The following is a 23,029-nucleotide window of genomic DNA, read 5'->3' on the forward strand; positions in this document are numbered from 1 at the left end:
GCAGTGGCAGCTAGCAGCCCGAACTATCCTAGGACTGCCATACCCCGGATCAATGCGCCACGTCCCACGGCCCCTGGAGCCGTGCAATGGTGGTGGACTATTAATGCCACTGCCACCAACGCCCAGGAGCGCACATGCCCAAACCCGCCGATAACCTGCCCACCCGCGAATCGGCTCCAGCAGCTGCGCGAGCACCACGCGAACCGCTGCTGGAGCGGGCCGAGCAGCGGCCTGCCGGAATCCGCGACCTGCTGCGCGACGTGGGCGGGGTATATGCCAGCAATGGCGTGATCGGGCTGGTTTTCTCCGCCTCGGGCCCCATCGCGGTCACCCTTGCGGTGGGTGCCGCTGGCGGGCTGTCCCAGGCCGAGATGGCTTCCTGGGTCTGCGGGATCTTCCTCTCCGCCGGGTTGGCGACCATCGTGATGTCCCTGCTCTACCGCCAGCCGCTGGGATTCGCCTGGTCCATCCCCGGCACGGTGCTGCTGGGCCCTTCGCTGCAGCACCTGTCCTTCCCCGAGGTGGTCGGGGCGTTCTTCGTCTCCGGGGTACTGGTCCTGGCCTTGGGCGCTACCGGGGTGGTGCGCCGGATCATGGCGGCCATACCCATGCCGATTGTGATGGCCATGGTGGCCGCGGTCTTCTTGCGCTTCGGCACCGACATCGTCTCGTCCACCCAAGCCAACCCGGTGGTGGCCGGCCCCATGGTGCTGGTCTTCGTCCTGCTCGCTGCGGTGCCGGCGCTGGGCAGAAGAATTCCCCCGGTGCTGGGCACGCTGATCGCCGGGGCCATCGCGGTGGCAGCCAGTGGCCAGTTCGCGTTGGACGCAGCTGGCGGGCCCGTGCTGGCCACCCCGGTGTTCACCGCTCCGGAATTCACCTGGGCTGCGCAGCTGGAGCTGGTGGTGCCGTTGGCCATCACCGTGCTGATTGTGCAGAACGGCCAGGGTGTCGCGGTGCTGCGCTCTGCCGGGCACCGTCCCCCGGTCAATGCCTTTGCGCTGGCCTCGGGCGGGTTCTCGATCCTGAACGCATGCTTCGGTGCGGTGTCCGCCTGCGTCACCGGGCCAACCAACGCGTTGCTCACATCATCTGGCGAAAAGCACCGCCAGTACACCGCAGCGGTGGTCTATGGCTTCCTGTCCCTGCTCTTCGCCCTGTTCGCTCCAACGCTGACGCGCTTAATGCTGGCCACCCCTGAGGCTTTCGTGCTGGCCTTGGGAGGCATCGCCATGCTCAAGGCCCTGCAGCAGGCCTTTGTGACGGCCTTCGCCACCAAATTCACCCTGGGCGCCCTCGTGACGTTCGTGGTAACCATTTCCGGTCTGGACCTGTTCAACATCCATGCCGCCTTCTGGGGTATTCTCATCGGATATGGAGTCTCCCGGCTCATGGAACGCACGGACCATTCGACCGCTTCACGGCACTAGCGGCAATGGCCCGCACACTGGCCAGCTGGCAGTTCGTGCCGAGCCCGCGAGCTGGCCTAAGCTGGCGGTAGCTTACATCGATCTTTTCGGACAGGACGGGCATGGCCACGGGCAGCATGTATCGGGTGGGAGTACTGGGCCACGGGGCGATCGGCTCCGTGGTGGCGGAGCAACTGGCAGCCGGGACGGTGCACGGTGCCCAGCTCGAAGGGGTGATCCTGCGCCGGCCGCAAACCGGGCTGGAGCATGAGCAGCTGAGCTGGGAGTCGGCCCTGGAGCGCTGCGACCTGGTGGTCGAATGCGCGGGCCAGCAAGCCCTGCGCGAGAATGCGGTGCGCATCCTGGCCTGCGGGGTTGACCTGCTGGCCAGTTCCATGGGGGCGCTGGCTGACCCGGAGTTCGCCGCGCAAGTGCAGGCCGCCGGACCGGGACGCTTGTCCAGCACTGCCGGGGCCATCGGCGGATTGGACCTGCTGGGCGCGGCTGCCCGGATGGGCGGCATCGACCAGGTGCTGGTGACGACGCGCAAGCTGCCGGCCACCTTGGTGCAGCCGTGGATGGATGCGCAGCGGCGCGGTGAATTGGAGCAGGCCGCCGGACCGGTAGAGGTATTTCGCGGTCCAGCCGCGGCAGCGGCCCAGGACTTCCCGAAGTCATTGAATGTGGCCGCGGCGGTGGCGTTGGCTGTGGGGGATTGGGATGCGGTGACAGCCAGATTGATCGCCGACCCGGAGGCAGGCCTGACCGAGCACCGCATCGAGGCGCGCGGCCCAGCCGGCGAGTACAGCTTCTCGATCAAGAACCACCCCTCGCCACGCAACCCGCGCACCAGCGGCATCGTCCCGTGGGCCCTGCTGCACTCGATCCGGCAAGCCGCGGCGGCGCGCCGCTAGCGGCGCGGTGCCACGGCTAGTGGCCTTCGGCTGCCGCGTACTCCTCCAGCACCTTCTTGCCGATCTTGAACGCAACGTTCGCTGCCGGAACGGAACAGTAGATGGCGCACTGCAAGAAAACTTCCTTGATTTCTTCGGGAGCCATGCCATTGCGCAGGGCCGCGTGCACATGCATTTCCAGTTCTTCCCAGTAGCCGCCGGCGATCATTGCGGTCAGCGTGATGGCGCTGCGGGTAGTGCGCGGCAGGCCGTCGCGGGTCCAGATGGTGCCCCATGCGTAGCGGGTGATCATTTCCTGGAATTCGTCGGTGAACTCATTCGAGTTCCTGGTGGAACGCTCAACGTGCTCGTTGCCCAGCACCTGGCGGCGTACCTCCATGCCGGCATCATAGGTATCGCCGGGAAGGCGCGGTGAATCAGCCATTTCTGCAGGTCCTCGCTTCTAGTTGGCCAGCAAGAACTCGGCCAGCAAGGCCGCGGTCTCTTCGGGTGCTTCGGCCGGGGCCAGGTGGGCGGCCGAATCGATGACCGCCATGGTTCCGCGGGGTGCATTTTCGGCGATGAACTCCGCGTCTGCCGGAGGGCACACTTGGTCCTGTGCGCCGTTGATGGCAATGATCGGGTCGCTGGTTGAAGCCAGCTGCCCGCGCACGTCGAATCCTGCCAAGGCGCCGCAGGCGTGGGCGTAGGCGAAGCGGTCAGCGTTCTGCAGGCTGTGCAGCAGCTCGGTGCTGATCACCGGTTCCTTCTCGATGAATCCCGGCGCGAACCAGCGTTCGGCAGAACCGGCGACCATGGTCGGGGTGCCGGCCTTGGCGACCAGCTCGGCACGGTCGGTCCACCCTTCGGGGGTGCCGATCTTCGCGGCAGAGCAGATGGAGGACAACGCGTTGAAGAAGCCGGCGTGGTCTACGGCCAGCTGCAGGGCGGTGGCCCCGCCAACCGACACTCCGGCGTAGTACAGCTTGCCGTCCTCGGGGATGACGCCGTCGGCACGCAGCGCCCCTACGGCCTTGGTGACGCCGGTAGCCAGTTCGGCCAGCGAGAATGCCTCGGTGGACGGCTTGCTTTCGCCGTGCCCCGGCAGGTCCCAGGCGATGACCTGGAACTTGTCCTTGAGGTAAGGCAAGGCCGGGGCCCACAGCGGCAGGGCCGCAGTGCCCAGCGAGGGGCCGACGATGAGGGTGGGAAGTGCCTTGTCGGTGTGCAGCAAGGAGGGGGTTAGTTGCGGGACTGCCATGATTCCTTCCGTGCCGAGTAATCGGCGAGTACGGTTTCGGTGAAGCGATCCGCGGCACCGAGGTAGCCAGCTGGATCAAATAATTCGTAGAGGTCCTGGTCGTTCAAGTCATGCACGGAGATTTCCAGGCGCAGCAGATCGCGCAGGGAAATGCGCTCGTCGAGGCTGCGGCGCACCAATGCCTGGATGGCCGGTTTTCCGCCGACCACCAGGTCAGCCAGGGCGGCAGCGAGTCGTTCGGAGAGCACGGCATCTCCGCCCAGGGCGAGGTTCCGCTCGATGGCAGCGCGATCCACTCCCAGGCCGTTGGCCAGGAACGAAGCGTGGAATGCCGCCCCTGATGCCAGCCGGGCCAGTTCGCGCAGGGCACTCCATTCGGCGTGCCAGCCGCCATCGGGGCGTTCATCCACCGCGGTGCCGGCAGCAGTGAACAGGGTGGAGAGCAATCCGGGGGCGCTGAATGCCGCATTGCGCAGCAGTACCGAGCGCACCGGGTTCTGCTTCTGCGGCATGGCCGAGGAGCCGCCCTTGCCGGCCTCGCGAGGTTCGGACAGCTCGCCGATTTCCGGACGGGAGGCGGTGAGCACATCAGCGCCCAGGGTCCCCAGCGCGGCAATGGCCGCACCCAGTGCGGAGCCAAGCTGGAGAATCGGCATGCGGTTGGTGTGCCAGGGCGTTCCCGGATCCTCCAGGCCCAGCAGGGCCGCCAGATCCGAGGACAGCGACTGGCTTGTGGCCGTTGTCTGCGGCTGGCCGGAGAGCAGCTGCTCCAGGGAGGCGAGCGTGCCTACCGCACCGCCCCATTGCAAGCGCAGCTGCCGCGCCGCGGCATCCAGCTGCTGCTCGGCATCCAGCACGGCCGAGAGCCAGCTGGCCGCTTTCCAGCCCAAGGTGGTGGGCAGCGCATGCTGGGTCAGCGAGCGGGCAATGCACACGGTCCCGCGGTGGGCCTGCGCCAGGGCAGCCAACCCGCCAGCGGTGCTGCGCAGATCTGCCAGCGTGAGCGTGAGCGTCTTGGACAGGACCAGCATCAGCGCGGTGTCGATGATGTCCTGGCTGGTGGCACCGCGGTGCAACGCGGTGCCCGCAGTTTCCGCGGCCCCGTCGTGCTTGAGCAGGTCGCGCATCATGCCCAGCAGCGGGATGAGCGCATTGGCCCCATCCGGTGTCCGGGAGGCCAGCAAGGCCAGGTCGTAGCGGTCCACGCTGGCCACCTCGCGCACGGCCTGCGCATCCTGGACGCTGCACAGGCCGGCATCCGCCTGGACCTGCACCCATCCGGCTTCGGCATCCAGCATGGCTTGGACGAAAGACGCATCGCTGGCCAGGGCCGCGGCCGCAGTTCCTGCCCAGGCGGGGGCCAGCACGCCGTAGTCTGCGCCATCCATTCGGTGCCTCGATTCTTAGCTGTTGAGCGTATAAGCCGTCTATCTAGAACTGTAGTGCCCGGCAACGGGCAACACCCCGCCGGGCGCTCCAACGCCCGTAACAGTGCGGGCGTTGGGGCAATCCAGCGGGGTGTCGCGGTGGCAACTAGCTCTCGCGCGGGTAGGAGAGGAACACCGTTTCGTTCCCGCCTTGCAGGCGGATATCGAAGCACAGCGAGCCATCGTCTTCGCGAGCAGCAATCAGCGTTGCGCGTTCTGCTTCGCCCAGCGATGACAGCAACGGGTCGCTAGCCAGCGCTTCGGTGTCCTCCGGCAGGTAGATGCGGGTGAACAGGCGATTGAGCAGGCCGCGGGCGAAAACCGCGAGCATGATGAACGGGGCCTTGCCCTCTTCGGTAGCGCCCGGGTTCACGGTGGTGAAGGTGTAGTGCCCGGCGTTATCCACCGCCGCCCGTCCCCACCCGGTGAAGGTGTAGCCGTCGCGAACCAGCGAGCCATCGCGGGCAACGACATTGCCGTTCTCGTCGGCCTGCCAGATTTCCAGCAGGGCGTCCGGGATCACCTCGCCCTTGCCATCGGTGATCACCCCGTGCAGGCGTACCGAGCGGGGATGGGCCTGGCTGGCCAGCTCATTGCCTTTCTCATAGGGCAGCGCGTAGCCGTAGAACGGGCCGATGGTCTGCCCCGGTGTGGGGGCCAGCTTCAGTTCTGGTGCCTGAGCCATGCTAGTGGTCTCCCTCTTCATCTTCCATCCAGGTGCGGTTGGAGCCGGTGAGTACGATGTCCCAGTTGTAGCCGGTAGCCCATTCATGGGACGTCAGCGAATGGTCGTAGCTGGCGACCAGGCGGTCGCGCGCTTCCTTGTCGGTGATCGCCTGGTAGATCGGGTCGAGGCTGAACAGCGGGTCGCCCGGGAAGTACATCTGGGTGATCATGCGCTGGGTGAAGTCGGTGCCGAACAGCGAGAAATGGATGTGCGCCGGGCGCCAGGCGTTGTGGTGGTTCTTCCACGGGTAGGGTGCCGGCTTGATGGTGGTGAAGGAGTATTCGCCGTTCGGGCCGGTGATGGCGCGTCCCACGCCGGTGAAGTTCGGATCGATCGGGGCCGGATGCTGGTCGCGCTTGTGGATGTAGCGTCCCGCGGCGTTGGCCTGCCAGATTTCCACCAGCTGACCGGCCACCGGGCGGCCGTCGCCATCGAGCACGCGGCCGGCGACCACGATGCGCTCGCCGATCGGCTCGCCGTTGTGCTGGATCGTCAGATCCGATTCCAGCGCGTGCACGTCGCGCTGGCCGAAGGCCGGGGAGTGCAGCTCAATGGTTTCCGGGTCCACGTGGCGCAGGTTCTTGGTCGGGTGGCGCAGCAGCGAGGAACGGTAGGGCGCGAAGTCGATGCGCGGCTGGGTCTCGGCTTTCTTGCCCTCGACCACCGACTGGCGGTAGGCCGCATGGATATCGGCGATTTCCTGGCTGATGGATTCTTGCGAGAGCGTCGTGGCTGCGGGGTCCAGCACGTGGGAATCGCTGAACGACTCGTTAGCTGTGGTTTCGGTGCTCACTGCGTGCTCCTTTCGAAGGGGGCGTACGGGAGTGGTGGAGGAAATGCTTGGCAAGGGCGAAGGCTAAGCGTGGGGCCAGCCGGTGTAGGACTCGGCCAGGTACTGCTGGCCGAAGCGCGAGGAGGTGACCGTTTCCAGTTCGCCCAGGGCGCGCTTGGCCATGAACGGGTCCCCGCCTACCGGGGTGTGCAGCATGGAGGTCATCCAGTAGGAGAAGTTCTGCGCCTTCCACACGCGCTTCAGCGCCAGGTCCGAATAGCCGTCCAGCAGCTGCTCGCTGCCGGTGGAGAAGTAGGAGTCCAGGGCCTCGAAGAGCACCTTCACATCGGCGAAGGCCAGGTTCAGGCCCTTGGCTCCGGTGGGCGGGACGGTGTGCCCGGCATCGCCGATCAGGAACATCCGCCCGTGGGAGAGCGGTTCGCGCACGAAGGAGCGGAAGCCCAGCACGGTCTTGTCGAAGATCTCCCCGGTTTTCAGCTGGAAGCCATCCGGCCCGTCCACGCGCTTTTGCAGCTCGGTCCAGATGCGGTCATCGCTCCAGGCGTTCACGTCTTCGTTCGGGTCGCATTGGAAGTACATGCGCTGCACGGTTTCGCTGCGCTGGGAGATCAGCGCGAAGCCGTGCGGGGAGTTCGCGTAGATCAGCTCCGGGGCGGATTTCGGTGCTTCGGTGAGGATTCCGAACCAGGCGAAGGGGTAGGTGACCTTGAAGTCCTTGCGCAGGGTTTCGGGCATCTGGCGGCGGGCGAAGGAGCGCGAGCCGTCGGCGCCGACGATGACATCCGCGTGCACCTCGAAGAGGTTGCCCTCGGCATCGGTGAAGCGGAACTTCGGGGTGGATGTCTCCATGTCCAGGATCTCGGTGACTTCGCAGGAGTACCGCACGTCGCCCTGGTCGCGTTGGCGTACCGCGGCCAGGTCGACGAAGACCTCGTTCTGCGCGTACAGGGTGACGGTGGCGTCGACCAGGTCGCGGAAGTCCAGCGGGTGGGATTCGCCGTTGAAGCGCAGGTCGATGCCGGCGTGCTCGTCGCCGTGGGTGAGGACCCGTCCATCCACGCCGGACTCGGTGAGCATCTTGACCGCTTGGGCTTCGAGGATTCCGGCACGGTGGGTGTTGCGGATGGCCTCGTGGTCGCGCATTTCCACGACGATGTTCTCGATGCCGGTTTTGGCCAGCAGATGCGAAAGCATGAGCCCGGCTGGACCGCCGCCGATGATGCCGACCTTGGTCTTGAGGATGCGTGGATTCTGAACCATGGGACCCTGCCTTGCTGTCGTCTGGACCAGAAGCCGGGCGCCCGGCTGCGTTGCCGGACCGATGCATGTGGTCTAAGGAAGTAAGAAGAACTTCCATCAGGATGCGGTGCATGTGACCCGGCAGACAGGCGCATTCTCAATGAATGGGAAAAATGGGTTGCGTATCTATGCCGCACCGGTCAAGCGCAACAGGGTGCTGGCCTTGCAATTTCTGGTCGCTAGATGTTGTCGAGGCGCAGTGCGCGAGCGATGCCCCGGGCTGCGGTGCGTAGCGCCAGGGCTGCGGACTGCAGTGTTCCAGAGTCGCGGGGGACAACCACCGAGATTACGGCAACCTGATAGCCTGCCTCGTCGAGGATCGGGGCGGCGGCACCGGTGGTTTCCGGGTCGATGAATCCGTCGAACGAGGCGAATCCGTTGCGTCGGATTTCCGCCATTTCTGCGCGGAGTTCAGGATGGGTGGCGGTCATCAGTTCGTGGTGGCGTTCCAGGAACCCGTGAATGGTTTCCGGCCGTGAAAAGGCCAAAAGTGCCATGCCCATCGAGGTTCGGTGCACAGGCATGCGTCCGGCGACATTCGCCTGATTGACAACGGAGCCCGGCCGCGAGAGACGCTCGATGATCAGCACCTCGTCCTGGTGCAGTACCGAGAGCTGGGTATTTTGCCCCAGCAGCTGGTTGATGTCCTCCATGAACGGCAATGCCGCGGTGCGAAGGTCCTGGGTGGCAGCGCTTCGATTGGCTAATTCCCAAAGGCGCAAACCCAGCCGCACCTGGCCAGATCCGTCTCGCGCCAGCAAGTCATGGGATACCAATTCATCGAGCAACCTGTACATGGTTGCTTTGGGGATGTCGGCACGCCGGGCCAGGCTGCTGACGCTGAGCGACTGATTGTTGAGATCAAAAGAATTCAGGATCCGAACCAAGCGGTCCAGCATAGAGTCCCCACTGGGCGAATTGGCCATGGAACTATTTTAGGGCAGTGGCTGCTTCGCTTCTCCTGCATCCAGGTGAGTGGCTCTGCGCTTTAGTGCAAGCAGGGTTCGCTATCGCGCCGAATTTCCCTTGTTCATCCAGAGTTAACGTGGAATTTTTCCAGCGATTTTCATTGAAAAGAGTAGCGAAAACGTTATTTGAATAGTGGTCGTATTATCGAAATGCTTGATGTAAGGTCGTTTTCGAACGCGGAATAAACTCCAAGAAGGCGGCGGCAATGGTTCGGAATCATCAAGTGAAGCTTGCAGCTTTGATAGCTGCACTGACGCTGGCAGCCAGCGGTTGCGTCAGTGCATCCCAGGGAGGGGCCGGTGATCCTTCTGCTGGCACGGTGTCGCCTGCGCCGAGCTCCACGGAGCAAAATGCCGAAGTTCCGCAGCGCCCGGCGGTCCTCAGCGAGAAATCCGAGGAAGGGCTGGAAGGTGCCGTGGAGTATTGGGTACAGCTGCTGAACTATGCGGTGGCGAGCGGTGACACCGCCGCACTCAAGGGCTTCTCGGCAGCGGACTGCACCTTGTGCCAGGAGCTAATCGCCCAGACCGACCAGGCCTATGCCAATGGCGGAAGCATTGACGAAGGCGAATTCAGGGTTATTGAAACCATGAGCACCCTGGACAAGTATCGAGCATCGCCGGGCGAGCCCAAGGTTGTGTTTGCCAGCTTTGGAATAGAGCGAGCCGTTGGCCAAGTCCTCGGTGCAGATGGAAAGGCGACCAGCGAAATTGAGCCGGTTTCCTGCATGGATTTTGAAGAACATTGGGATGAGATCGCTTATGACGAGGATGGAAACTTCATTGGATCCATTTGCTCGCTAGCTGTGCAGGACCCGGCGTTCGACGAGTCTTCCGGATGGCAGCCGCTGAATGTCGCGGTTAACGCGCAATAGCAATATTCGCCTTGGAGAGTGCCCTGGCTGCTTCGGCAGCCGGGGCATTTTTGTGCGGGGAACCGGGTGGACCGCAACAGAAATCTATTGAAGCTACGGACATCAGCTGCTAAAGTTCATTCTACGAACATAAGTTCACGATGTGAACAGACCGCAGCGATGGAGCAGTGAGACGATGCAGCAGGCCTACCTATACGACGCAATCCGCACCCCCTTCGGCAAGATCGGCGGCGCGCTGTCCAGCCACCGCCCCGATGACCTGGCCGCCCACGTGGTGCGCGAGCTGGTCGCCCGGGCGCCGCAGCTGGATGTCGCGGATATCGACGAGTCGATCTTCGGCAACGCCAACGGCGCCGGCGAGGAAAACCGCAACGTGGCCCGCATGGCCACCCTGCTCGCCGGGTTGCCGACCTCGCTGCCGGGCACCACGATGAACCGCCTGTGCGGCTCCTCGCTGGATGCCTCGATCGCCGCCGGGCGCCAGATCGCCACCGGCGACGCGGACCTGGTCCTGGTTGGCGGCGTCGAATCGATGAGCCGTGCTCCATGGGTGCTTCCCAAGACCGAGCGTCCTTTCCCGATGAGCAATCTGGAACTGGCCAACACCACCCTGGGCTGGCGTCTGGTCAACCCGGCCATGCCGGGGGAATGGACGGTATCGCTGGGCGAGGCCACCGAGCAGCTGCGCGAGAAGCACAGCATCTCCCGCGAAGACCAGGATGAATTCTCTGCGGCATCGCACCAGCAGGCCGCGGCCGCCTGGGAGGCCGGCAAGTACGACAACTTGGTAGTTCCGGTTCCGCCGGCGAACAAGCGCGGTACGGAAGTCACCCGCGACGAAACCATTCGTGCCGATTCCACTGCCCAGACCCTCTCCAAGCTGCGCACCGTATTCCGCACCGGGGAGAATGCCACGGTGACCGCGGGCAACGCCTCGCCGATGAGCGACGGCGCCTCGGCGGCCTTCATCGGTTCCGAGCGCGGCGGCGAATTGCTGGGTGCCGCCCCGATCGCCCGCATCGTCTCCAACGGCGCTGCCGCGCTGGATCCGCAGTTCTTCGGCTTCGCCCCGGTGGAAGCCGCCAACAAGGCTCTGGCCAAGGCCGGCCTGAAGTGGTCGGATATTGCCGCGGTCGAGCTGAATGAGGCATTCGCGGCCCAGTCACTGGCCTGCATCCGGGCCTGGGACATCGACCCGGCCATCGTCAACGCCTGGGGCGGGGCCATCTCCATCGGCCACCCGCTGGGAGCCTCGGGCCTGCGCATCCTGGGCACCGTCGCCCGCCGCCTGGCAGAATCCGGCGAGCGCTACGGGCTTGCCGCGATCTGCATCGGCGTCGGCCAGGGCCTGGCCGTCGTCGTCGAAAACGTGAACGCAACCAAGTAGCTTATAGAAAGGCAGCATCATGGCACCACGCATTGCCACCTCGGCCGCGGACGCCGTCGCCGAGATCACCGACGGCGCCACCGTCCTGATCGGCGGCTTCGGCAACGCCGGCCAGCCGATGGAACTGATCGACGCGCTCCTGGACTGCGGCGCGAAGGACCTGACGGTCGTGAACAACAACGCCGGGCAGGCCGACGCAGGCCTGGCCCTGCTGATCAAGGAACGCCGGGTCAAGAAGATCATCTGCTCCTTCCCGCGCCAGTCCGACTCCTGGCACTTCGATGAGGCCTACCGGGCCGGGGAAATCGAGCTGGAGCTGGTTCCGCAGGGCAACCTGGCCGAGCGCATCCGCGCCGCCGGCGCCGGCATCGGCGGGTTCTTCACCCCCACCGGCTACGGCACGCTGCTGGCCGAGGGCAAGGAAACCCGCATGATCGATGGCAAGGGCTATGTGCTGGAAACCCCGATCCACGCCGATTTCGCGCTGATCAAGGCACTGAAGGCCGACACGCTGGGCAACCTGGTGTACCGCAAGACCGCGCGGAACTTCGGCCCGATCATGGCCACCGCGGCCAAGTCGGCCATCGTGCAGGTGGACGAGGTCGTCCAGGCCGGTTCCATCGATCCGGAAAACGTCATCACCCCGGGCATCTTCGTGGATACCGTGGTGGAACTGGGAGGGGAAAAGTAATGAGCGCAATGACCACCACCGAAGCAAAGCTCACCCGCGATGAAATGGCGCAGCTCGTTGCCGCGGACATCCCGGCCGGAGCATTCGTGAACCTGGGAATCGGCCAGCCGACCAACGTCTCGAACTACCTCACCAAGGAACAGGGCGTCACCCTGCACACCGAGAACGGCATGCTGGGCATGGGCCCGGTGGCCACCGGCGAGGACATCGACCCGGATCTGATCAATGCGGGCAAGATCCCGGTCACGCAGCTGCCCGGTGCCTCCTTCTTCCACCACGCGGATTCCTTCGCGATGATGCGCGGCGGCCACCTGGATGTGTGCGTACTCGGCGCCTTCCAGATCTCCAAGGATGGCGATTTGGCCAACTGGCACACCGGTGCCGAAGGCGCCATTCCTGCCGTGGGCGGCGCCATGGACCTGGCTATCGGCGCCAAGGCGACCTGGGTGATGATGAGCTTGTTCACCAAGGCCGGGGAATCCAAGCTGGTTGAAACGCTGAGCTATCCGGTCACCGGGCTGGGCTGCGTCTCGCGGATCTACACCGAAGTGGCCGTCTTCGAGCTGCGTGATGCCAAGGTCTTCGTGCGCTCCACCCATGGCATCAGCTTCGAGGAGCTGGCCGCCAAGGTCCCGGTGGAACTGACCCAGGCCTAGAAGACCCAGTAGATTAGTGGGGTGCGCATCCGAGTCCCGGAAGTGCACCCCGCAATCATTTCCAGCGCGCAAGGAGCACGGTGAGCGAGCAGGCAGCAACAACCACATCGGTCCAGTCCCTGGCCCGCGGCTTGGCGGTCATCAGCAGCTTCGATGCCGATCACGCGTCAATGACCCTCTCCGAGGTCGCCGCACGCACTGCCCTGTCCCGGGCCACCGCCCGGCGGTTCCTGCTGACCCTGGTGGAGCTGGGCTATGTGCGCACCGACGGCAAGCATTTCGAGCTGACCAGCAAGGTCCTGCAGCTGGGGTACTCGTACCTGTCCAGCGCCACCTTGCCGCAGCTGATCGAACCGGTGCTTGAGGAACTCTCGGCTGCTGTGCATGAATCGGCCTCCGCTTCCATCCTGGACGGATCGCAGATCGTCTACATCGCCCGGGTGCATACCCGTTCGATCATGCGCGTGGGCATTTCGGTGGGCACCCGCTTCCCGGCGGCCAACACCTCCATGGGCCGGGTGTTGCTGGCCTACCAGCCCGAAGAAATCAGCGAGGCGGTGATCGCCGCCGGCGTGCACTCGGTGACAGGGCTGGGGATCGATCGCCCGGATCCGCTACGCGTTGAACTTCAGCGGATCCGTACCCAGGGCTATGCGGTGGTAGACCAGGAATTGGAGATCGGCCTGCGCTCGGTGGCGGTGCCGGTATTCAGTGCCGATGGCACCGTGGTCGCCGCGATGAACGTGTCGATGAGCGTGCGTCCCGATACTACGCAGAGCGCCGAACAGGCAGCCGAGGTGGTCTTGCCGCAGCTGCTCGAAGCTGCCGCGCAGGTACGCGAAGCCCTCGCCGCCAGCCGCTAGTACCCGCCGGGGTCAGGCGGTGGCCGGATCCCATTCGATGCCAGCACACGTGGTGATCGCGGCGAGCCGCGCAGGCCAGCACCAGTTGCTAGGGCTCGCGCACGTCCCGGCGGATCGGGTGCCCTTCGGGTACCTGCACCAGCACGATTCTGGTGCCGTCGGGATCCTGGATCCATGCTTCCATCAGGCCCCAGTCCTCCTTGCGCGCCTCGCGCTGCACCGTCGCACCGCAGGCCGCCAACTGTTCCAGCTCTGCCTGCACGTCGCGCACCTGCACCCACAGCACCAGCGTGGACGGCATCCCTGGCGGCCGGTGCCCGGAGACTTCCAGCAGGCCATTGCCCAGGAAGAACACCAAGCCCGGCTGCTGTGCCGGACCGAATTCCCGGGCCACGGCTAGTTGCAGCACATCTCGATAGAACTGCTGGGTTGCGGCCAGGTCAATTGGCCGCAGCAGCACCCTGCTGGAAAGAACGTCCATGGCCACCAATCTAATAGCTGGCAGGCGCTCTGCCTAGGTGCGAGCCAAGGCGCATCCCGGCATCGGCACGCACGCCAGGATGCGCCGATTCCCGCTTACAGGTAGCAGGAAGGGCGGTAGCCTGGATCGGCCGGACCATCCGTGTTCAGGGCGTTGAGCACCCAGCGGTGGACCACGAGATCAACGGCCATGCTGGCGTGCCCCGAGGCATCCAGCGGGCACTTGTCCTGGAGCAGCACGTTGGTCACGTGCTCGCTGTCTCCATGCAGGAACTGGGACTTGTAGGGCATGACGACCTCGTCGTACTTGGTGGAAATGACCGTGTAATCCGGGCCTGCGACGGTGTCGCCGATCGAATTCAGCTCGGTCATGAACTCGCTGCCCGCCACCTGGTCGGCGCAGGCGTCGCAGATCCAGCCAGCGTAGCTGCCGGCAATCCTGACTCCGGTAGCGCTCGGCACCAGAATGCCCTGGGTGCCGTGGCTCGATGGGGCGATGGCCACCAATTCGTTGACATGTTTTGCTCCGCCCATGTGCCCCATGTACCAGCGGGGCATCATTCCGCCCTGGCTGTGCCCGACGATGTCCACCTTCTTGGCGCCGGTGGCCTGGCGGACACGGTCAATGAAGTCGCGCAGTTCGGCTGCCGAGTCCGGGACATGCGCCGCACCCGAGATGCCGTTTTCCAAGCCGTAATTCAGCGGGAAACGCAATAGCCGTTGCGCTTGAGCTTGGGGGACAGTGAGATCCAGTTGACGTCCATGGTGGCAAAGGTGCCGTGGACGAGGACTACGGGATAGGGATGTTCGGTATCGGGTGCGCAATCCCAATTATTAGCCCCAGATGGGCTGATGTTCAGGGACGAAACTGTTTCGGCTTGTGCGGTGCTTGCCGCGCTCGGCGCGATGGCCGGGGCGGTGAGTGTTGCAGCGGCCAGGCACAGCGCGCCCAGAACGGAAAGTATGCGTCGTTGCATGGTGGCCCTTCGAGTAAAAGATGGGAGACACTTGCTACTGGCCGGTAGTAACACGAAATGATCACAGCAATTTTGGTTTCTGTCTAGGGTTTTCTGGTGACAAGTTTGTGCGTGAAGTAGGATGCGTTCCCTCCAGATTGCGCGAATTTTCCATGGAATGCCCGCAAGCCTTCGCACTAGCTTGAACCCTGCTTTATGTCGGAGTTATCCATGGTGACTAGCTGGTTTTTGGGGGTCGCTTGTGGTGGCCGGCAGAAGGGCAAGCGGGACTTGGGTGCGCTTCGCTTCAGATGTCCTGGGCGGGTGGCGCTCGGGGGTACTGTGACGGATCGCGGCAATGAAATTTACTTGTATCTTCAATCAATTACGGTATGCTTGGCTTATTGAACCTTGTTGGGAACGCCGCCGGAAGGCTGTGATTCCACCATCGGGAACCGCCCGCAAACAACTTATGAGGAGTTGGCCTGCTATGAGCAACCTGTTGAGCGATGTGCGTTCCGCCAATTGGAGCAGCACCCCGGAATCCGGTGCCGTGCTGGTCTTCCTGCATGGCTTCGGCTCCAATGAACACGACCTGGGCTCGCTCGCCGAACCGCTGGGATTGGATCTGCCTTGGGCTTCGCTGCGCGCTCCGCTGGAATTGGGCCACGGTGGGGCCGCCTGGTTCCAGATCACCACTCCGGGCGTCCCCGACGCGGCGCCGGTGCAAGCGGCCACCGCGTCGATCTGGGCCTGGATCGATGCAAATGTAGACACCGCCACCAAGATCATTCCAGTCGGTTTCTCCCAGGGCGGGCTGATGGCCAGCCAGCTGCTGCGCACCCGGCCCGAGCGGGTGCTGGCGACCACGATCCTGGGCGGATTCGTTCTGTGCGGCACGCAGTCGGCCGATGAAATCATCGCCGCACAGCGCCCGGCGGTTTTCTGGGGCCGGGGCACCGAAGACCGGGTCATTGCCCCGGTCGCCATTGAGCGCACCGCCAAGTTCCTGCCCGAGCACTCGACCCTTGCCGCTCGCACCTACCCTGGGCTGGCCCACGGGATCAACATGGATGAACTGAACGACGTGCGCAGCCATATCACCGCGCAACTTGACCTGATGCCGCTGGGCAAGTCCTGAAGCGCGGCTGGCGGGCAGCAGGGCCCGCCAGCCGGGATAACCTTGTGCCATGGACAATGTTGAGCAAGCACTGGGCAGAATTCGCGCGGCTATCGAGAAGCTGCATCTCGCAGCGGCCCAGGACCATGACGCGCAACGCGCCCATGCGGCACGCTGGCTTGATGGCCTCTTCGAGGACGTCGAAAGCCGAGGGCAGCTGCGAGAGGCTGCCCGGAAGGCCTTGGAGCTCTACCGCGGTGGCATGGGGTCCTTCCAGGATGTGGGAACCGCGGTCATGGATGACGCGGTGAGCGGACTTCGCCGAGCCTTGGGTTCGGCGCGCTCCTGGCTCTTGCGCAACTAGGAGCGGCATCTGGCAGGGAGCAATCCCCGCGGCGCGTGCCGCTACGCGGCGACGGTTTCCTCGACGTCCCGGATCCTGGCATTTTCATCGGCCACGCGGGTTTTGCGCACGCTCCACGCGTGGGTCAGGATGACCAGCAGGATGCCGGGGATCAGCCAGAGGATTAGCCGCAGGAGATCCATGCCGATGGACTGCCCGGGGAAGTAGACGAGGGTCTGCACTGCGTGCAGCCACCCGGCGCCATTCCAGAAGGTATTGAGTGCACCGTAGAATCCCGGCTGCATTTGCGGCTGGAAGATCCCGCCGGAACTGGTGAAATTCAGTGCGACGAAGCACAAGGTCAGCGTCGGGGTGGTCCAGTGGCGCAGCAGTGGATGCAGGCCCAGGCCCAGCAGGGTGATGCCGGCGGCGTAAACCCAGGAAATCAGCCAGATGCCCGCGTAATGATCCTCGATGATCCGGTAGACCGGGCCCGCGATCAGCACCGCGATTGTGGCAACCACCGCTGCGGCAACCGCCGCCATGGCGAAGCGCACGGGCAGCTTGACCTTGCCCATGAACCCGGCCAGCGGCACGGCGCTGGCGTAGCCGCCAATGCTCAAGGCGACCAGCAGGAAGAACAGCCCCTGCCCGGTGGTGTCCTGCTCGCCGGTGGGCACGACATCTTCGATGCGCAATGGCTGGCCTTGTTCGTAGGCCACGTCCAAGAAGACTTTCTGGGCGATATTCGCCGAGGTTTCCGACGCGGCGCTAGAGCTGTAGAGCGTTGCCGTGCCGCCGCTGGTTTCGTAGGCGGCCACGAGCTCGCGCTGCTCTACCAGTTTCCGGGCCTGGTCCGCATCGGCGACGGTGCGCACATTCAATGCACCGTCGGACCCATCCTGCAGGGTCTGGGCGAAAACCTTGGATTGCGCGGAATCGCCCACCACCGCCACCTGCACGTTGTGTGGACTGGGCGCGTGGAAGGCCCCCAGATAGAACAAGCCCATGATGGCGCACAGGAAGAACGGGATCAGCATGGTCAACACGAGCTTTCCCCAGCCCAGTGGTGCCGGCTTGGCTGCGGGGGACTTCTTCTTGGCCGGATTATCGGCATGCTTGGAAGCGGGGGATTGGCGCGGGCCGTTGTCGGTGAGAGTCATCAGCATTAAAGAATACGCTTAATGTTGCATGATGCAACATTGAGTGCCCGGCAAAGCCCTGCGTACTAGACTCGGAACATGGGCAAGGAACAGCGGGAAGCCGATATCCAATCGATCTTCCATCACATGCAAATGATTACCCGACGTGCCAATACGCGCTCACGCCAGCTGGCCGAGCCGCTGACACTCGTGGAGCATTCCCTGCTGCGCTTCATTGCCGATACTCCCGGAACCCGGGCCACCGACATTGCCGAGGCGTTCTCGCTGAACCGCTCGACAGTCTCCCGGCAGGTAGGCACGCTGCTGGACTTGGGATATATCGCCTATGACGATGCGGAATCCGGGCGCGGCCGCGTAGTGGAACTGACTGGCGTGGGCCGCGAGCGGCTTCAGGCTTCCGCCGCCGTGCACCGCGCTGCGGTAACCGATCGTCTGGAGGGCTGGAGCGAAGAGCAGATCTCGGCCTTTGCCGAAGCCTTGGAACGCTATAACGTTGCCGACTCGCAGTAGGTCCAGGGAAATCTGCAACTTGCCCTAGGCGATCCTGGCGAAACGCGGGCCGTTGTAGCCATCGCGTTCAACGTGCTCCGCAAACATCTCCAGCGGCCGAGCCCAGAAGCTGTAGTCATCGTAGAGCTTGCGGTAGAAGACCAGCGGCTCTTCGGTTTCGCTGTGCTTCCCCACGGCCAGCACCTCGTAGCGCTGGCCCTTGAAATGCTGGTAAATTCCGGGTTCGATGCTCAACCTGGTGGCCTTTCTGATCAATGATGGTACTGGAGAACTTACCGCGGGCCGTGCCCGGTGCCGCCGCTGCGCTGGACCAGCAGGTGCTCCAGGATCGGATCCAGGACGGCCAGCCCGTCTTTCACTCCGCCGGTGGACCCGGGCAACGTGATGACGAAGCTGTTGCCGGAGAATCCTGCGACCCCGCGGGTAATGATGGACAGCGCGGTGGTCGCTTCTCCGCGCCGGCGGATGGCCTCGATGATTCCGGGCAGCTGGACATCCAGCAGCGGGGCAACCATTTCGGGGGACTGGTCATCGGGTGAGACCCCGGTCCCGCCGGTCACGATCACGACCTGCGCGTCGTTGGCCAGCAGGTCATCCACGGCAAAACGCACCGGCTGCCCGTCGGCCACCACCGTCGGCTCGCCGGTCTCGAAACCGCGCTCGGACAGCCACCGGGTGATCAGCGGACCGGTCTTGTCTTCGGCGGTGCCTGCTGCGGCGCTGGTCGAAGCAACCACCACGGCCGCCATGCGGCTAGTCTCCACGAACCCAGTCACCGCTCTTGCCGCCGGACTTCGCCAAAACCTTCACCGAGCGGACCTCGGCGTGCTTGTCCACGGCCTTGACCATGTCGTAGAGGGTCAGAGCCGCAACGCTGGCCGCGGTCAACGCTTCCATCTCCACCCCGGTGACGCCCTTGGTGGTCACCTGGGCGGTGACGCGCACCGCGGATTCCTCGGCGGTGAAATCAATGGACACCTTGGAAATCGGCAGCGGGTGGCACAGCGGAATCAGTTCCCAGGTGCGCTTGGCCGCCATGATGCCAGCGACCCTTGCGGTGCCCAACGCCTCGCCCTTGGGCAACTGCCCGGTCATCAGCATCGGGACAACATCCGGGCGGGTGGCGAAGATGGCTTCTGCGGTGGCCACGCGCTTGGTGACGGCCTTGTCGCTGACATCGACCATATGGGCGCTGCCGTCTTCGCGCAGGTGGGTGAGTTTCTCAGACATTCATGCTCCAAGTTTCGATGCTTTGGCCGGCAGCCAACTGGCTGACGCCTACCGGGATATGCACCAGCGCATCGGCGCGGGCCAGATCGTGGACCAGGTGGGATCCCGGATCCAGGATGGTGACCTGGCCATCGCGGATCAGCGCGCGGCGCACCTGGTGCTTGTGCTCGGGGGAACTGGCATCGGCTGCCAGCGGGTAGTGCCTGGGCAAGGGCTCTGGCAGGGCATTGAGCTGTCGCAGCAGCGGGGCCAGGAACAGTTCTGCCGACAGCAGGGCACTGACCGGGTTGCCCGGGAAGCACAGCACCGCTGCCTTGGCCAGTCGGGCGAAGCCTTGCGGACCGCCGGGCTGGATGGCCACATGATGGAAAACCCCGCCTAGCGGCGACAGCGCTTGGCGGACCACCTCGTAAGCTCCGGCGCTGATACCGCCCACGGTTACGATCAGGTCAACCTGTTCCTGCAAGACATCGATGGCCAGGGCGAAGCGCTGCGGATCATCGGGCAGCTGCAAGGTGCGCACCTGCACCTGATAGCGGCGCAGCCAGGCTGCGAGCATAGGGGAATTCGAGTCCGGGATCTGGCCCTGGGAACGCTGCCCATCGCTGAGCTCATCGCCGGTAGTGCACACGGCCACCTTCAAGGCCCGGCGCACCGGTACTTCACGCAGCCCGCTGGAAACCAGTGCAGCAATCATGGTCGGGGTCAGCCGGGTTCCGGCCTTGGCCACCAAGGCGCCGGTTTCGAGATCACCGCCGGCGGGGCGGATGAAGCGGCCCGCGGCGCTGGGGGCCGAGAATTCCGCGTGGCCGCTGGGGGTGCCAAAGCCGGCACGAACCAATTCCGGGAAAGCGCCAGAGCCGCTTTCCTCGATGGGGATGACGGTGTCAGCACCCAGCGGGATCATCGCACCGGTCATCACCGGACTGACCGTGCCTTCAGCCAGGGATATTTGCCGGTCGCCGGCAGCAGCCGTGAAACCCAATGGCAAAGAGATGGGGGAGCGGAGCGAGGCTGCTGCCAGATCCGCGCTGCGCGCAGCGTAGCCATCCATCTGCGAATTGGTGAACGCAGGGATGGGCAAAAGGGCGTACTGGTCCTCGCTGAGGATTCGATCGCTGGCCTCAGGGCTATCGATGGGCAGCACTTCATTGTCCAGGCAGGCGAAGACCGGGGACAGCAGCTCTTCAAGTTCCGCGCGATGGCTTTCCAGAGTGCAGGACATGGACTATCCGCCTGCGAACGGCGGCAGGACATCCACGGTCAGATCGTCGGCAGTGCCCAGCTCGCCGGCATCGCGGCGCACCACGCCGTTGATCAGGAAACTTCCGGCGCGCAAAACCTGGGCCATTTCAGGTCCGTAGGAATCGATCAGTTCGCTACGCAGCCTGGCGAGTGTATCGGGGCGTTCCCAGCTCTCCTGCTCGCAGCCCGCTGCTGCCGCCGCGGCAGCGAAGTAGCGTATCGTAATCTTCGACATGACTTCATGCTATCGCGCCTAGGCGATAAGGAGCACGATGAAAAGCGAACGCGACTTTCCCGCGCTTGTGGCCCCCGGGCCGCCACTGAGCGGCGAACAGGCTGCTCGCGCTGCACGCCAACTCTCGTTGCCCGGATTTGATGACGCTGCGCAGCGCAGGCTGGCTGCCGCCCGGGTACTGGTTATCGGCGCGGGCGGACTAGGCAGCGCCAGCGTCCCGTATCTGGTCGGAGCGGGAGTAGGCACCATCGGCATCGTGGATGATGACGTGGTGGAGCTATCCAACCTGCACCGCCAAGTCACGCACACCACCGCTAATATCGGCTTGGCCAAGACCGCTTCCCTGGCGCAGGCCGCCACGGCGCTGGACCCCAATGTGAAGATCATCGAGCACAACCTGCGCCTGGATTCATCGAACGCGCTTCAGATCTTTGCGAATTATGACCTCGTCATCGATGGCAGCGACAACTTCCCAACCCGATACCTGTCCAATGACGCCGCGCAGCTCACCGGCATTCCCCTGATCTGGGGATCGATCCTGCAGCATCATGGACAAGTTTCCGTGGCCTGGCATGAGCATGGCCCGGGCTACCGAGACCTGTTCCCGGATCCGCCGGCCCCGGGCACCGTGCCGGATTGCGCGGCCGGGGGAGTATTGCCTGGATTATGCGGAACCGTCGGTTCGCTGCTGGCTACCGAAGCCTTGAAGCTGATCGCCGGAATCGGTGCCCCGCTGGTGGGCAAGGTGCTGATCTACGATGCGTTGGCGGCTAGCACCCGCACCCTCGAATTCTCCCGTGATCCCCAAGCGGGCGAAGTCACCGAGCTGATTGACTACGTGCTCTTCTGCTCCGGTTCTCTGCCCGAGGTCCAAGGCATCGATGCCAAGGCGCTCGCCCAGTCGCTGGCTGGTTCCGCTGCTCTTGTCTTGTTGGATGTGCGCAATGATGACGAACGCGCACAACAGCACATCGCCGGTTCCTTGCATCTGCCCCTTCCTGAGCTGGAAGCAGCTATTGAATCCGGCACAGATCTGAAGCAGATCCCGGCACGGGTAACGGTCTATTGCGCACGCGGTCCTCGCTCGCAACGCGCTGCCGCCTTGCTCGCTGGCCGGGGCATCAAAACAAACTATCTTGAAGGCGGGCTTCCCGCACTGGCCGCGGTGGCACCGCAGCTGCTGGCCGAACCCGCATCTATCGAAGGAAACCGCTTATGAGCTATGCGCTGATTACCGAAGAACCTATCGACGAGGTCGCAGTGCGCGATGCAGTGCAGTCCGATACTGCAGGCGCAGTGGTGCTCTTCCACGGAATTATTCGTAATCACGACGGCGGCCAGTCGGTGAACTCCTTGGACTACTCGCATCACCCACAGGCGCAGGATTTCCTGGAGAAAATCATTGCCGAGGAAGAAGAACGCACCGGGCTGAAGCTTTCCGCAGTGCACCGCGTGGGTCCCTTGAAGATTGGCGACGCCGCGCTGGTCGCTGCTTCGGCAGCAGCCCACCGCAAGGAAGCATTCGATGCCATTGAGAACCTGGTGGAACGCATCAAGGCCGAGGTCCCGATCTGGAAGAAGCAGCACTTCTCTTCCGGCAGTTCAGAATGGGTTGGCCTGTAGGCTCGATACTGCTTCACATATGCAACTAATGGAAAGCCGGGCTTGCCTGTGACTGACTATTCTCCTGGCGTAGGGAGCAAGACCGACTATAGGGAAATCATGCCGGGAGAAATTCCTCGCGATGAATTCCTGGTGTCCAGGTTTCGACAACAATGTCTGCCGCTTCCGGATGTGGAAACCGCGACCTTGTCGATGCAACACGCTCTGGAATTTTCGACGCAGAAGATGCTTTCCAAGCGAGAGCTACGCAAACTGACACACGACTTTCTGTTGGCTTTGCCCGGCGTTGAGTTCGACAGGACCAGCCTGAACTCCGCGATATCGAATGTCGCGAGTGCGGTCCTTTCTTTTCATGGTGCTCCGCGAACAGCGCAGACAATAGACGACGTCTTGCTTGCGATTCATGCGTATTTTTGGCTCGAGAGTATATCTGCCGAAGCACTGTTAGAAGGTTTTGAATGCTAGTGCCGATTCGAAAAACTTTTGCGACCATCGTCGCTTTGGTACTGCTATCAATGAATATTTGCTTCTTTATGTTCTACGCACTGTGGCAGAACGCGGATAGCGCAGCGATTCGCCGAAGGGAATCCGGCTCCGCGGTTCAACCAGGGTAACTGCTCGAGGACGCAAATTGATGTGGGGCGCGGCTCAAGGTTCACTACTGGTCATCATCGCCTTGGACGTCCTGGCGATCCTGTTTGCCGCCACGGCATTCTCTGCCTTCCACAGGGAAGACGTAGTGAGAGTGAAAGCCTCTCGTCTTTCGGCATGACGCTTCATCCCTAAACTTTTCCGCTGTCCGACAGTTTTAAACATCGAGGCCAGCGCTATTTTATGTCTACCCATTCGCACTAGGGTTGGCTTATGGAGACTTC

The 23,029-nt window shown here is 63.8% G+C and carries 29 protein-coding genes; 13 read left to right on the top strand and 16 right to left on the bottom strand.

Annotated features, from left to right (window positions below; all coding sequences use genetic code 11):
- Nucleotides 1–134: 134 nt before the first annotated feature.
- Nucleotides 135–1,430, top strand: coding sequence for a benzoate/H(+) symporter BenE family transporter (locus ACIP6G_RS15825; RefSeq protein ID WP_365943062.1), 1,296 nt, complete (start codon nucleotides 135–137; stop codon nucleotides 1,428–1,430).
- A 101-nt stretch (nucleotides 1,431–1,531) separates the two neighbouring features.
- Nucleotides 1,532–2,323 carry an aspartate dehydrogenase domain-containing protein gene (locus ACIP6G_RS15830; RefSeq protein WP_332498987.1) on the top strand — a complete coding sequence of 264 codons (792 nt, stop codon included), beginning with the start codon at nucleotides 1,532–1,534 and terminating at the stop codon, nucleotides 2,321–2,323.
- 16 nt (nucleotides 2,324–2,339) lie between these two features.
- Here ACIP6G_RS15830 and pcaC read toward each other — a convergent pair whose 3' ends face one another.
- From pcaC to ACIP6G_RS15865, 7 genes are all read right to left on the bottom strand, one after another.
- Nucleotides 2,340–2,747 carry a 4-carboxymuconolactone decarboxylase gene (gene pcaC, locus ACIP6G_RS15835; RefSeq protein WP_365943063.1) on the bottom strand — a complete coding sequence of 136 codons (408 nt, stop codon included), beginning with the start codon at nucleotides 2,745–2,747 and terminating at the stop codon, nucleotides 2,340–2,342.
- Between the two features lie 18 nt (nucleotides 2,748–2,765).
- Entirely contained in the window at nucleotides 2,766–3,563 is a 798-nt protein-coding gene (locus ACIP6G_RS15840; protein WP_365943064.1) for an alpha/beta fold hydrolase, read from the bottom strand.
- On the bottom strand, nucleotides 3,545–4,951 hold the full coding sequence (locus tag ACIP6G_RS15845; protein WP_365943065.1) for a lyase family protein: 1,407 nt from the start codon (nucleotides 4,949–4,951) through the stop codon (nucleotides 3,545–3,547). Before ACIP6G_RS15845 ends, ACIP6G_RS15840 begins: the two co-directional genes overlap by 19 nt.
- A gap of 145 nt (nucleotides 4,952–5,096) precedes the next feature.
- On the bottom strand, nucleotides 5,097–5,675 hold the full coding sequence (gene pcaG / locus ACIP6G_RS15850; protein WP_365943066.1) for a protocatechuate 3,4-dioxygenase subunit alpha: 579 nt from the start codon (nucleotides 5,673–5,675) through the stop codon (nucleotides 5,097–5,099).
- Nucleotide 5,676: 1 nt separating this feature from the next.
- Entirely contained in the window at nucleotides 5,677–6,510 is an 834-nt protein-coding gene (gene pcaH / locus ACIP6G_RS15855; RefSeq protein ID WP_332728439.1) for a protocatechuate 3,4-dioxygenase subunit beta, read from the bottom strand.
- A gap of 63 nt (nucleotides 6,511–6,573) precedes the next feature.
- Nucleotides 6,574–7,770, bottom strand: coding sequence for a 4-hydroxybenzoate 3-monooxygenase (locus tag ACIP6G_RS15860; protein WP_365943067.1), 1,197 nt, complete (start codon nucleotides 7,768–7,770; stop codon nucleotides 6,574–6,576).
- A gap of 218 nt (nucleotides 7,771–7,988) precedes the next feature.
- Nucleotides 7,989–8,735, bottom strand: a complete 747-nt coding sequence (locus tag ACIP6G_RS15865; RefSeq protein WP_365943068.1) for an IclR family transcriptional regulator — start codon at nucleotides 8,733–8,735, stop codon at nucleotides 7,989–7,991.
- A gap of 266 nt (nucleotides 8,736–9,001) precedes the next feature.
- Here ACIP6G_RS15865 and ACIP6G_RS15870 point away from each other — a divergent pair, with 266 nt between their 5' ends.
- The 5 genes from ACIP6G_RS15870 to ACIP6G_RS15890 all read left to right on the top strand — a co-directional run bounded on the left by ACIP6G_RS15870 (nucleotide 9,002) and on the right by ACIP6G_RS15890 (nucleotide 13,249).
- Nucleotides 9,002–9,652, top strand: a complete 651-nt coding sequence (locus ACIP6G_RS15870) for a DUF6318 family protein (RefSeq protein WP_365943069.1) — start codon at nucleotides 9,002–9,004, stop codon at nucleotides 9,650–9,652.
- A gap of 175 nt (nucleotides 9,653–9,827) precedes the next feature.
- Nucleotides 9,828–11,039: a thiolase family protein gene (locus ACIP6G_RS15875; RefSeq protein ID WP_365943070.1), complete on the top strand. Its 1,212-nt coding sequence runs from the start codon at nucleotides 9,828–9,830 to the stop codon at nucleotides 11,037–11,039.
- A 19-nt stretch (nucleotides 11,040–11,058) separates the two neighbouring features.
- The gene (locus ACIP6G_RS15880) at nucleotides 11,059–11,730 is read left to right on the top strand and encodes a 3-oxoacid CoA-transferase subunit A (protein ID WP_365943071.1); all 672 of its coding nucleotides are present in this window, start codon (nucleotides 11,059–11,061) and stop codon (nucleotides 11,728–11,730) included.
- The gene (locus tag ACIP6G_RS15885) at nucleotides 11,730–12,386 is read left to right on the top strand and encodes a 3-oxoacid CoA-transferase subunit B (protein ID WP_105658562.1); all 657 of its coding nucleotides are present in this window, start codon (nucleotides 11,730–11,732) and stop codon (nucleotides 12,384–12,386) included. Before ACIP6G_RS15880 ends, ACIP6G_RS15885 begins: the two co-directional genes overlap by 1 nt.
- 80 nt (nucleotides 12,387–12,466) lie before the next feature.
- Nucleotides 12,467–13,249: an IclR family transcriptional regulator C-terminal domain-containing protein gene (locus ACIP6G_RS15890; protein ID WP_365943073.1), complete on the top strand. Its 783-nt coding sequence runs from the start codon at nucleotides 12,467–12,469 to the stop codon at nucleotides 13,247–13,249.
- A gap of 88 nt (nucleotides 13,250–13,337) precedes the next feature.
- Here the strand turns inward: ACIP6G_RS15890 and ACIP6G_RS15895 are convergent, their stop codons facing one another.
- The 3 genes from ACIP6G_RS15895 to ACIP6G_RS15905 form a co-directional block, all read right to left on the bottom strand.
- A complete protein-coding gene (locus tag ACIP6G_RS15895; protein ID WP_365943074.1) occupies nucleotides 13,338–13,730 on the bottom strand; it encodes a VOC family protein in 393 nt (130 codons plus the stop codon).
- Between the two features lie 95 nt (nucleotides 13,731–13,825).
- On the bottom strand, nucleotides 13,826–14,419 hold the full coding sequence (locus ACIP6G_RS15900) for an alpha/beta fold hydrolase (RefSeq protein WP_365943075.1): 594 nt from the start codon (nucleotides 14,417–14,419) through the stop codon (nucleotides 13,826–13,828).
- Nucleotides 14,420–14,427: 8 nt separating this feature from the next.
- The gene (locus ACIP6G_RS15905; RefSeq protein WP_365943076.1) at nucleotides 14,428–14,706 is read right to left on the bottom strand and encodes a hypothetical protein; all 279 of its coding nucleotides are present in this window, start codon (nucleotides 14,704–14,706) and stop codon (nucleotides 14,428–14,430) included.
- Between the two features lie 469 nt (nucleotides 14,707–15,175).
- Here ACIP6G_RS15905 and ACIP6G_RS15910 point away from each other — a divergent pair, with 469 nt between their 5' ends.
- Together ACIP6G_RS15910 and ACIP6G_RS15915 are read left to right on the top strand one after the other, a co-directional pair.
- Nucleotides 15,176–15,826 carry a dienelactone hydrolase family protein gene (locus tag ACIP6G_RS15910; protein WP_365943077.1) on the top strand — a complete coding sequence of 217 codons (651 nt, stop codon included), beginning with the start codon at nucleotides 15,176–15,178 and terminating at the stop codon, nucleotides 15,824–15,826.
- Between the two features lie 49 nt (nucleotides 15,827–15,875).
- Nucleotides 15,876–16,169: a DUF6966 domain-containing protein gene (locus ACIP6G_RS15915; RefSeq protein ID WP_365943078.1), complete on the top strand. Its 294-nt coding sequence runs from the start codon at nucleotides 15,876–15,878 to the stop codon at nucleotides 16,167–16,169.
- 41 nt (nucleotides 16,170–16,210) lie between these two features.
- Here the strand turns inward: ACIP6G_RS15915 and ACIP6G_RS15920 are convergent, their stop codons facing one another.
- A complete protein-coding gene (locus tag ACIP6G_RS15920) occupies nucleotides 16,211–17,311 on the bottom strand; it encodes a hypothetical protein (RefSeq protein ID WP_365943079.1) in 1,101 nt (366 codons plus the stop codon).
- Nucleotides 17,312–17,389: 78 nt separating this feature from the next.
- Between ACIP6G_RS15920 and ACIP6G_RS15925 the strand changes: the two genes are divergently transcribed.
- Nucleotides 17,390–17,821: a MarR family winged helix-turn-helix transcriptional regulator gene (locus ACIP6G_RS15925; protein WP_133834408.1), complete on the top strand. Its 432-nt coding sequence runs from the start codon at nucleotides 17,390–17,392 to the stop codon at nucleotides 17,819–17,821.
- Nucleotides 17,822–17,845: 24 nt separating this feature from the next.
- On the opposite strand, the gene ACIP6G_RS15930 is transcribed toward ACIP6G_RS15925, so the two are convergent.
- Genes ACIP6G_RS15930 through ACIP6G_RS15950 form a run of 5 tightly spaced genes read right to left on the bottom strand, consistent with a single transcriptional unit; the run spans nucleotide 17,846 to nucleotide 20,531 of the window.
- A complete protein-coding gene (locus tag ACIP6G_RS15930; RefSeq protein WP_013347838.1) occupies nucleotides 17,846–18,055 on the bottom strand; it encodes a DUF1653 domain-containing protein in 210 nt (69 codons plus the stop codon).
- Nucleotides 18,056–18,093: 38 nt separating this feature from the next.
- Entirely contained in the window at nucleotides 18,094–18,585 is a 492-nt protein-coding gene (locus ACIP6G_RS15935; protein WP_105658556.1) for a molybdenum cofactor biosynthesis protein B, read from the bottom strand.
- A complete protein-coding gene (gene moaC / locus ACIP6G_RS15940; RefSeq protein WP_332487502.1) occupies nucleotides 18,575–19,051 on the bottom strand; it encodes a cyclic pyranopterin monophosphate synthase MoaC in 477 nt (158 codons plus the stop codon). The genes ACIP6G_RS15935 and moaC overlap by 11 nt, the downstream gene beginning before the upstream one ends.
- The gene (locus ACIP6G_RS15945) at nucleotides 19,044–20,276 is read right to left on the bottom strand and encodes a molybdopterin molybdotransferase MoeA (protein ID WP_365943080.1); all 1,233 of its coding nucleotides are present in this window, start codon (nucleotides 20,274–20,276) and stop codon (nucleotides 19,044–19,046) included. Before ACIP6G_RS15945 ends, moaC begins: the two co-directional genes overlap by 8 nt.
- Before the next feature lie 3 nt (nucleotides 20,277–20,279).
- The gene (locus ACIP6G_RS15950) at nucleotides 20,280–20,531 is read right to left on the bottom strand and encodes a MoaD/ThiS family protein (protein ID WP_105658553.1); all 252 of its coding nucleotides are present in this window, start codon (nucleotides 20,529–20,531) and stop codon (nucleotides 20,280–20,282) included.
- Nucleotides 20,532–20,568: 37 nt separating this feature from the next.
- Between ACIP6G_RS15950 and ACIP6G_RS15955 the strand changes: the two genes are divergently transcribed.
- The 3 genes from ACIP6G_RS15955 to ACIP6G_RS15965 are packed head-to-tail and all read left to right on the top strand — an operon-like array spanning nucleotide 20,569 to nucleotide 22,619.
- A complete protein-coding gene (locus ACIP6G_RS15955; protein ID WP_365943081.1) occupies nucleotides 20,569–21,750 on the top strand; it encodes a ThiF family adenylyltransferase in 1,182 nt (393 codons plus the stop codon).
- Nucleotides 21,747–22,154: a molybdenum cofactor biosynthesis protein MoaE gene (locus tag ACIP6G_RS15960; protein ID WP_365943082.1), complete on the top strand. Its 408-nt coding sequence runs from the start codon at nucleotides 21,747–21,749 to the stop codon at nucleotides 22,152–22,154. Before ACIP6G_RS15955 ends, ACIP6G_RS15960 begins: the two co-directional genes overlap by 4 nt.
- Before the next feature lie 48 nt (nucleotides 22,155–22,202).
- Nucleotides 22,203–22,619 (top strand): hypothetical protein, encoded by a 417-nt coding sequence (locus ACIP6G_RS15965; protein ID WP_365943083.1) that lies wholly within the window; start codon nucleotides 22,203–22,205, stop codon nucleotides 22,617–22,619.
- Nucleotides 22,620–23,029 lie beyond the last annotated feature (410 nt).

Source organism: Glutamicibacter sp. NPDC088483, from assembly GCF_044753145.1.
In the GTDB taxonomy this organism is placed as follows: Bacteria; Actinomycetota; Actinomycetes; order Actinomycetales; family Micrococcaceae; genus Glutamicibacter.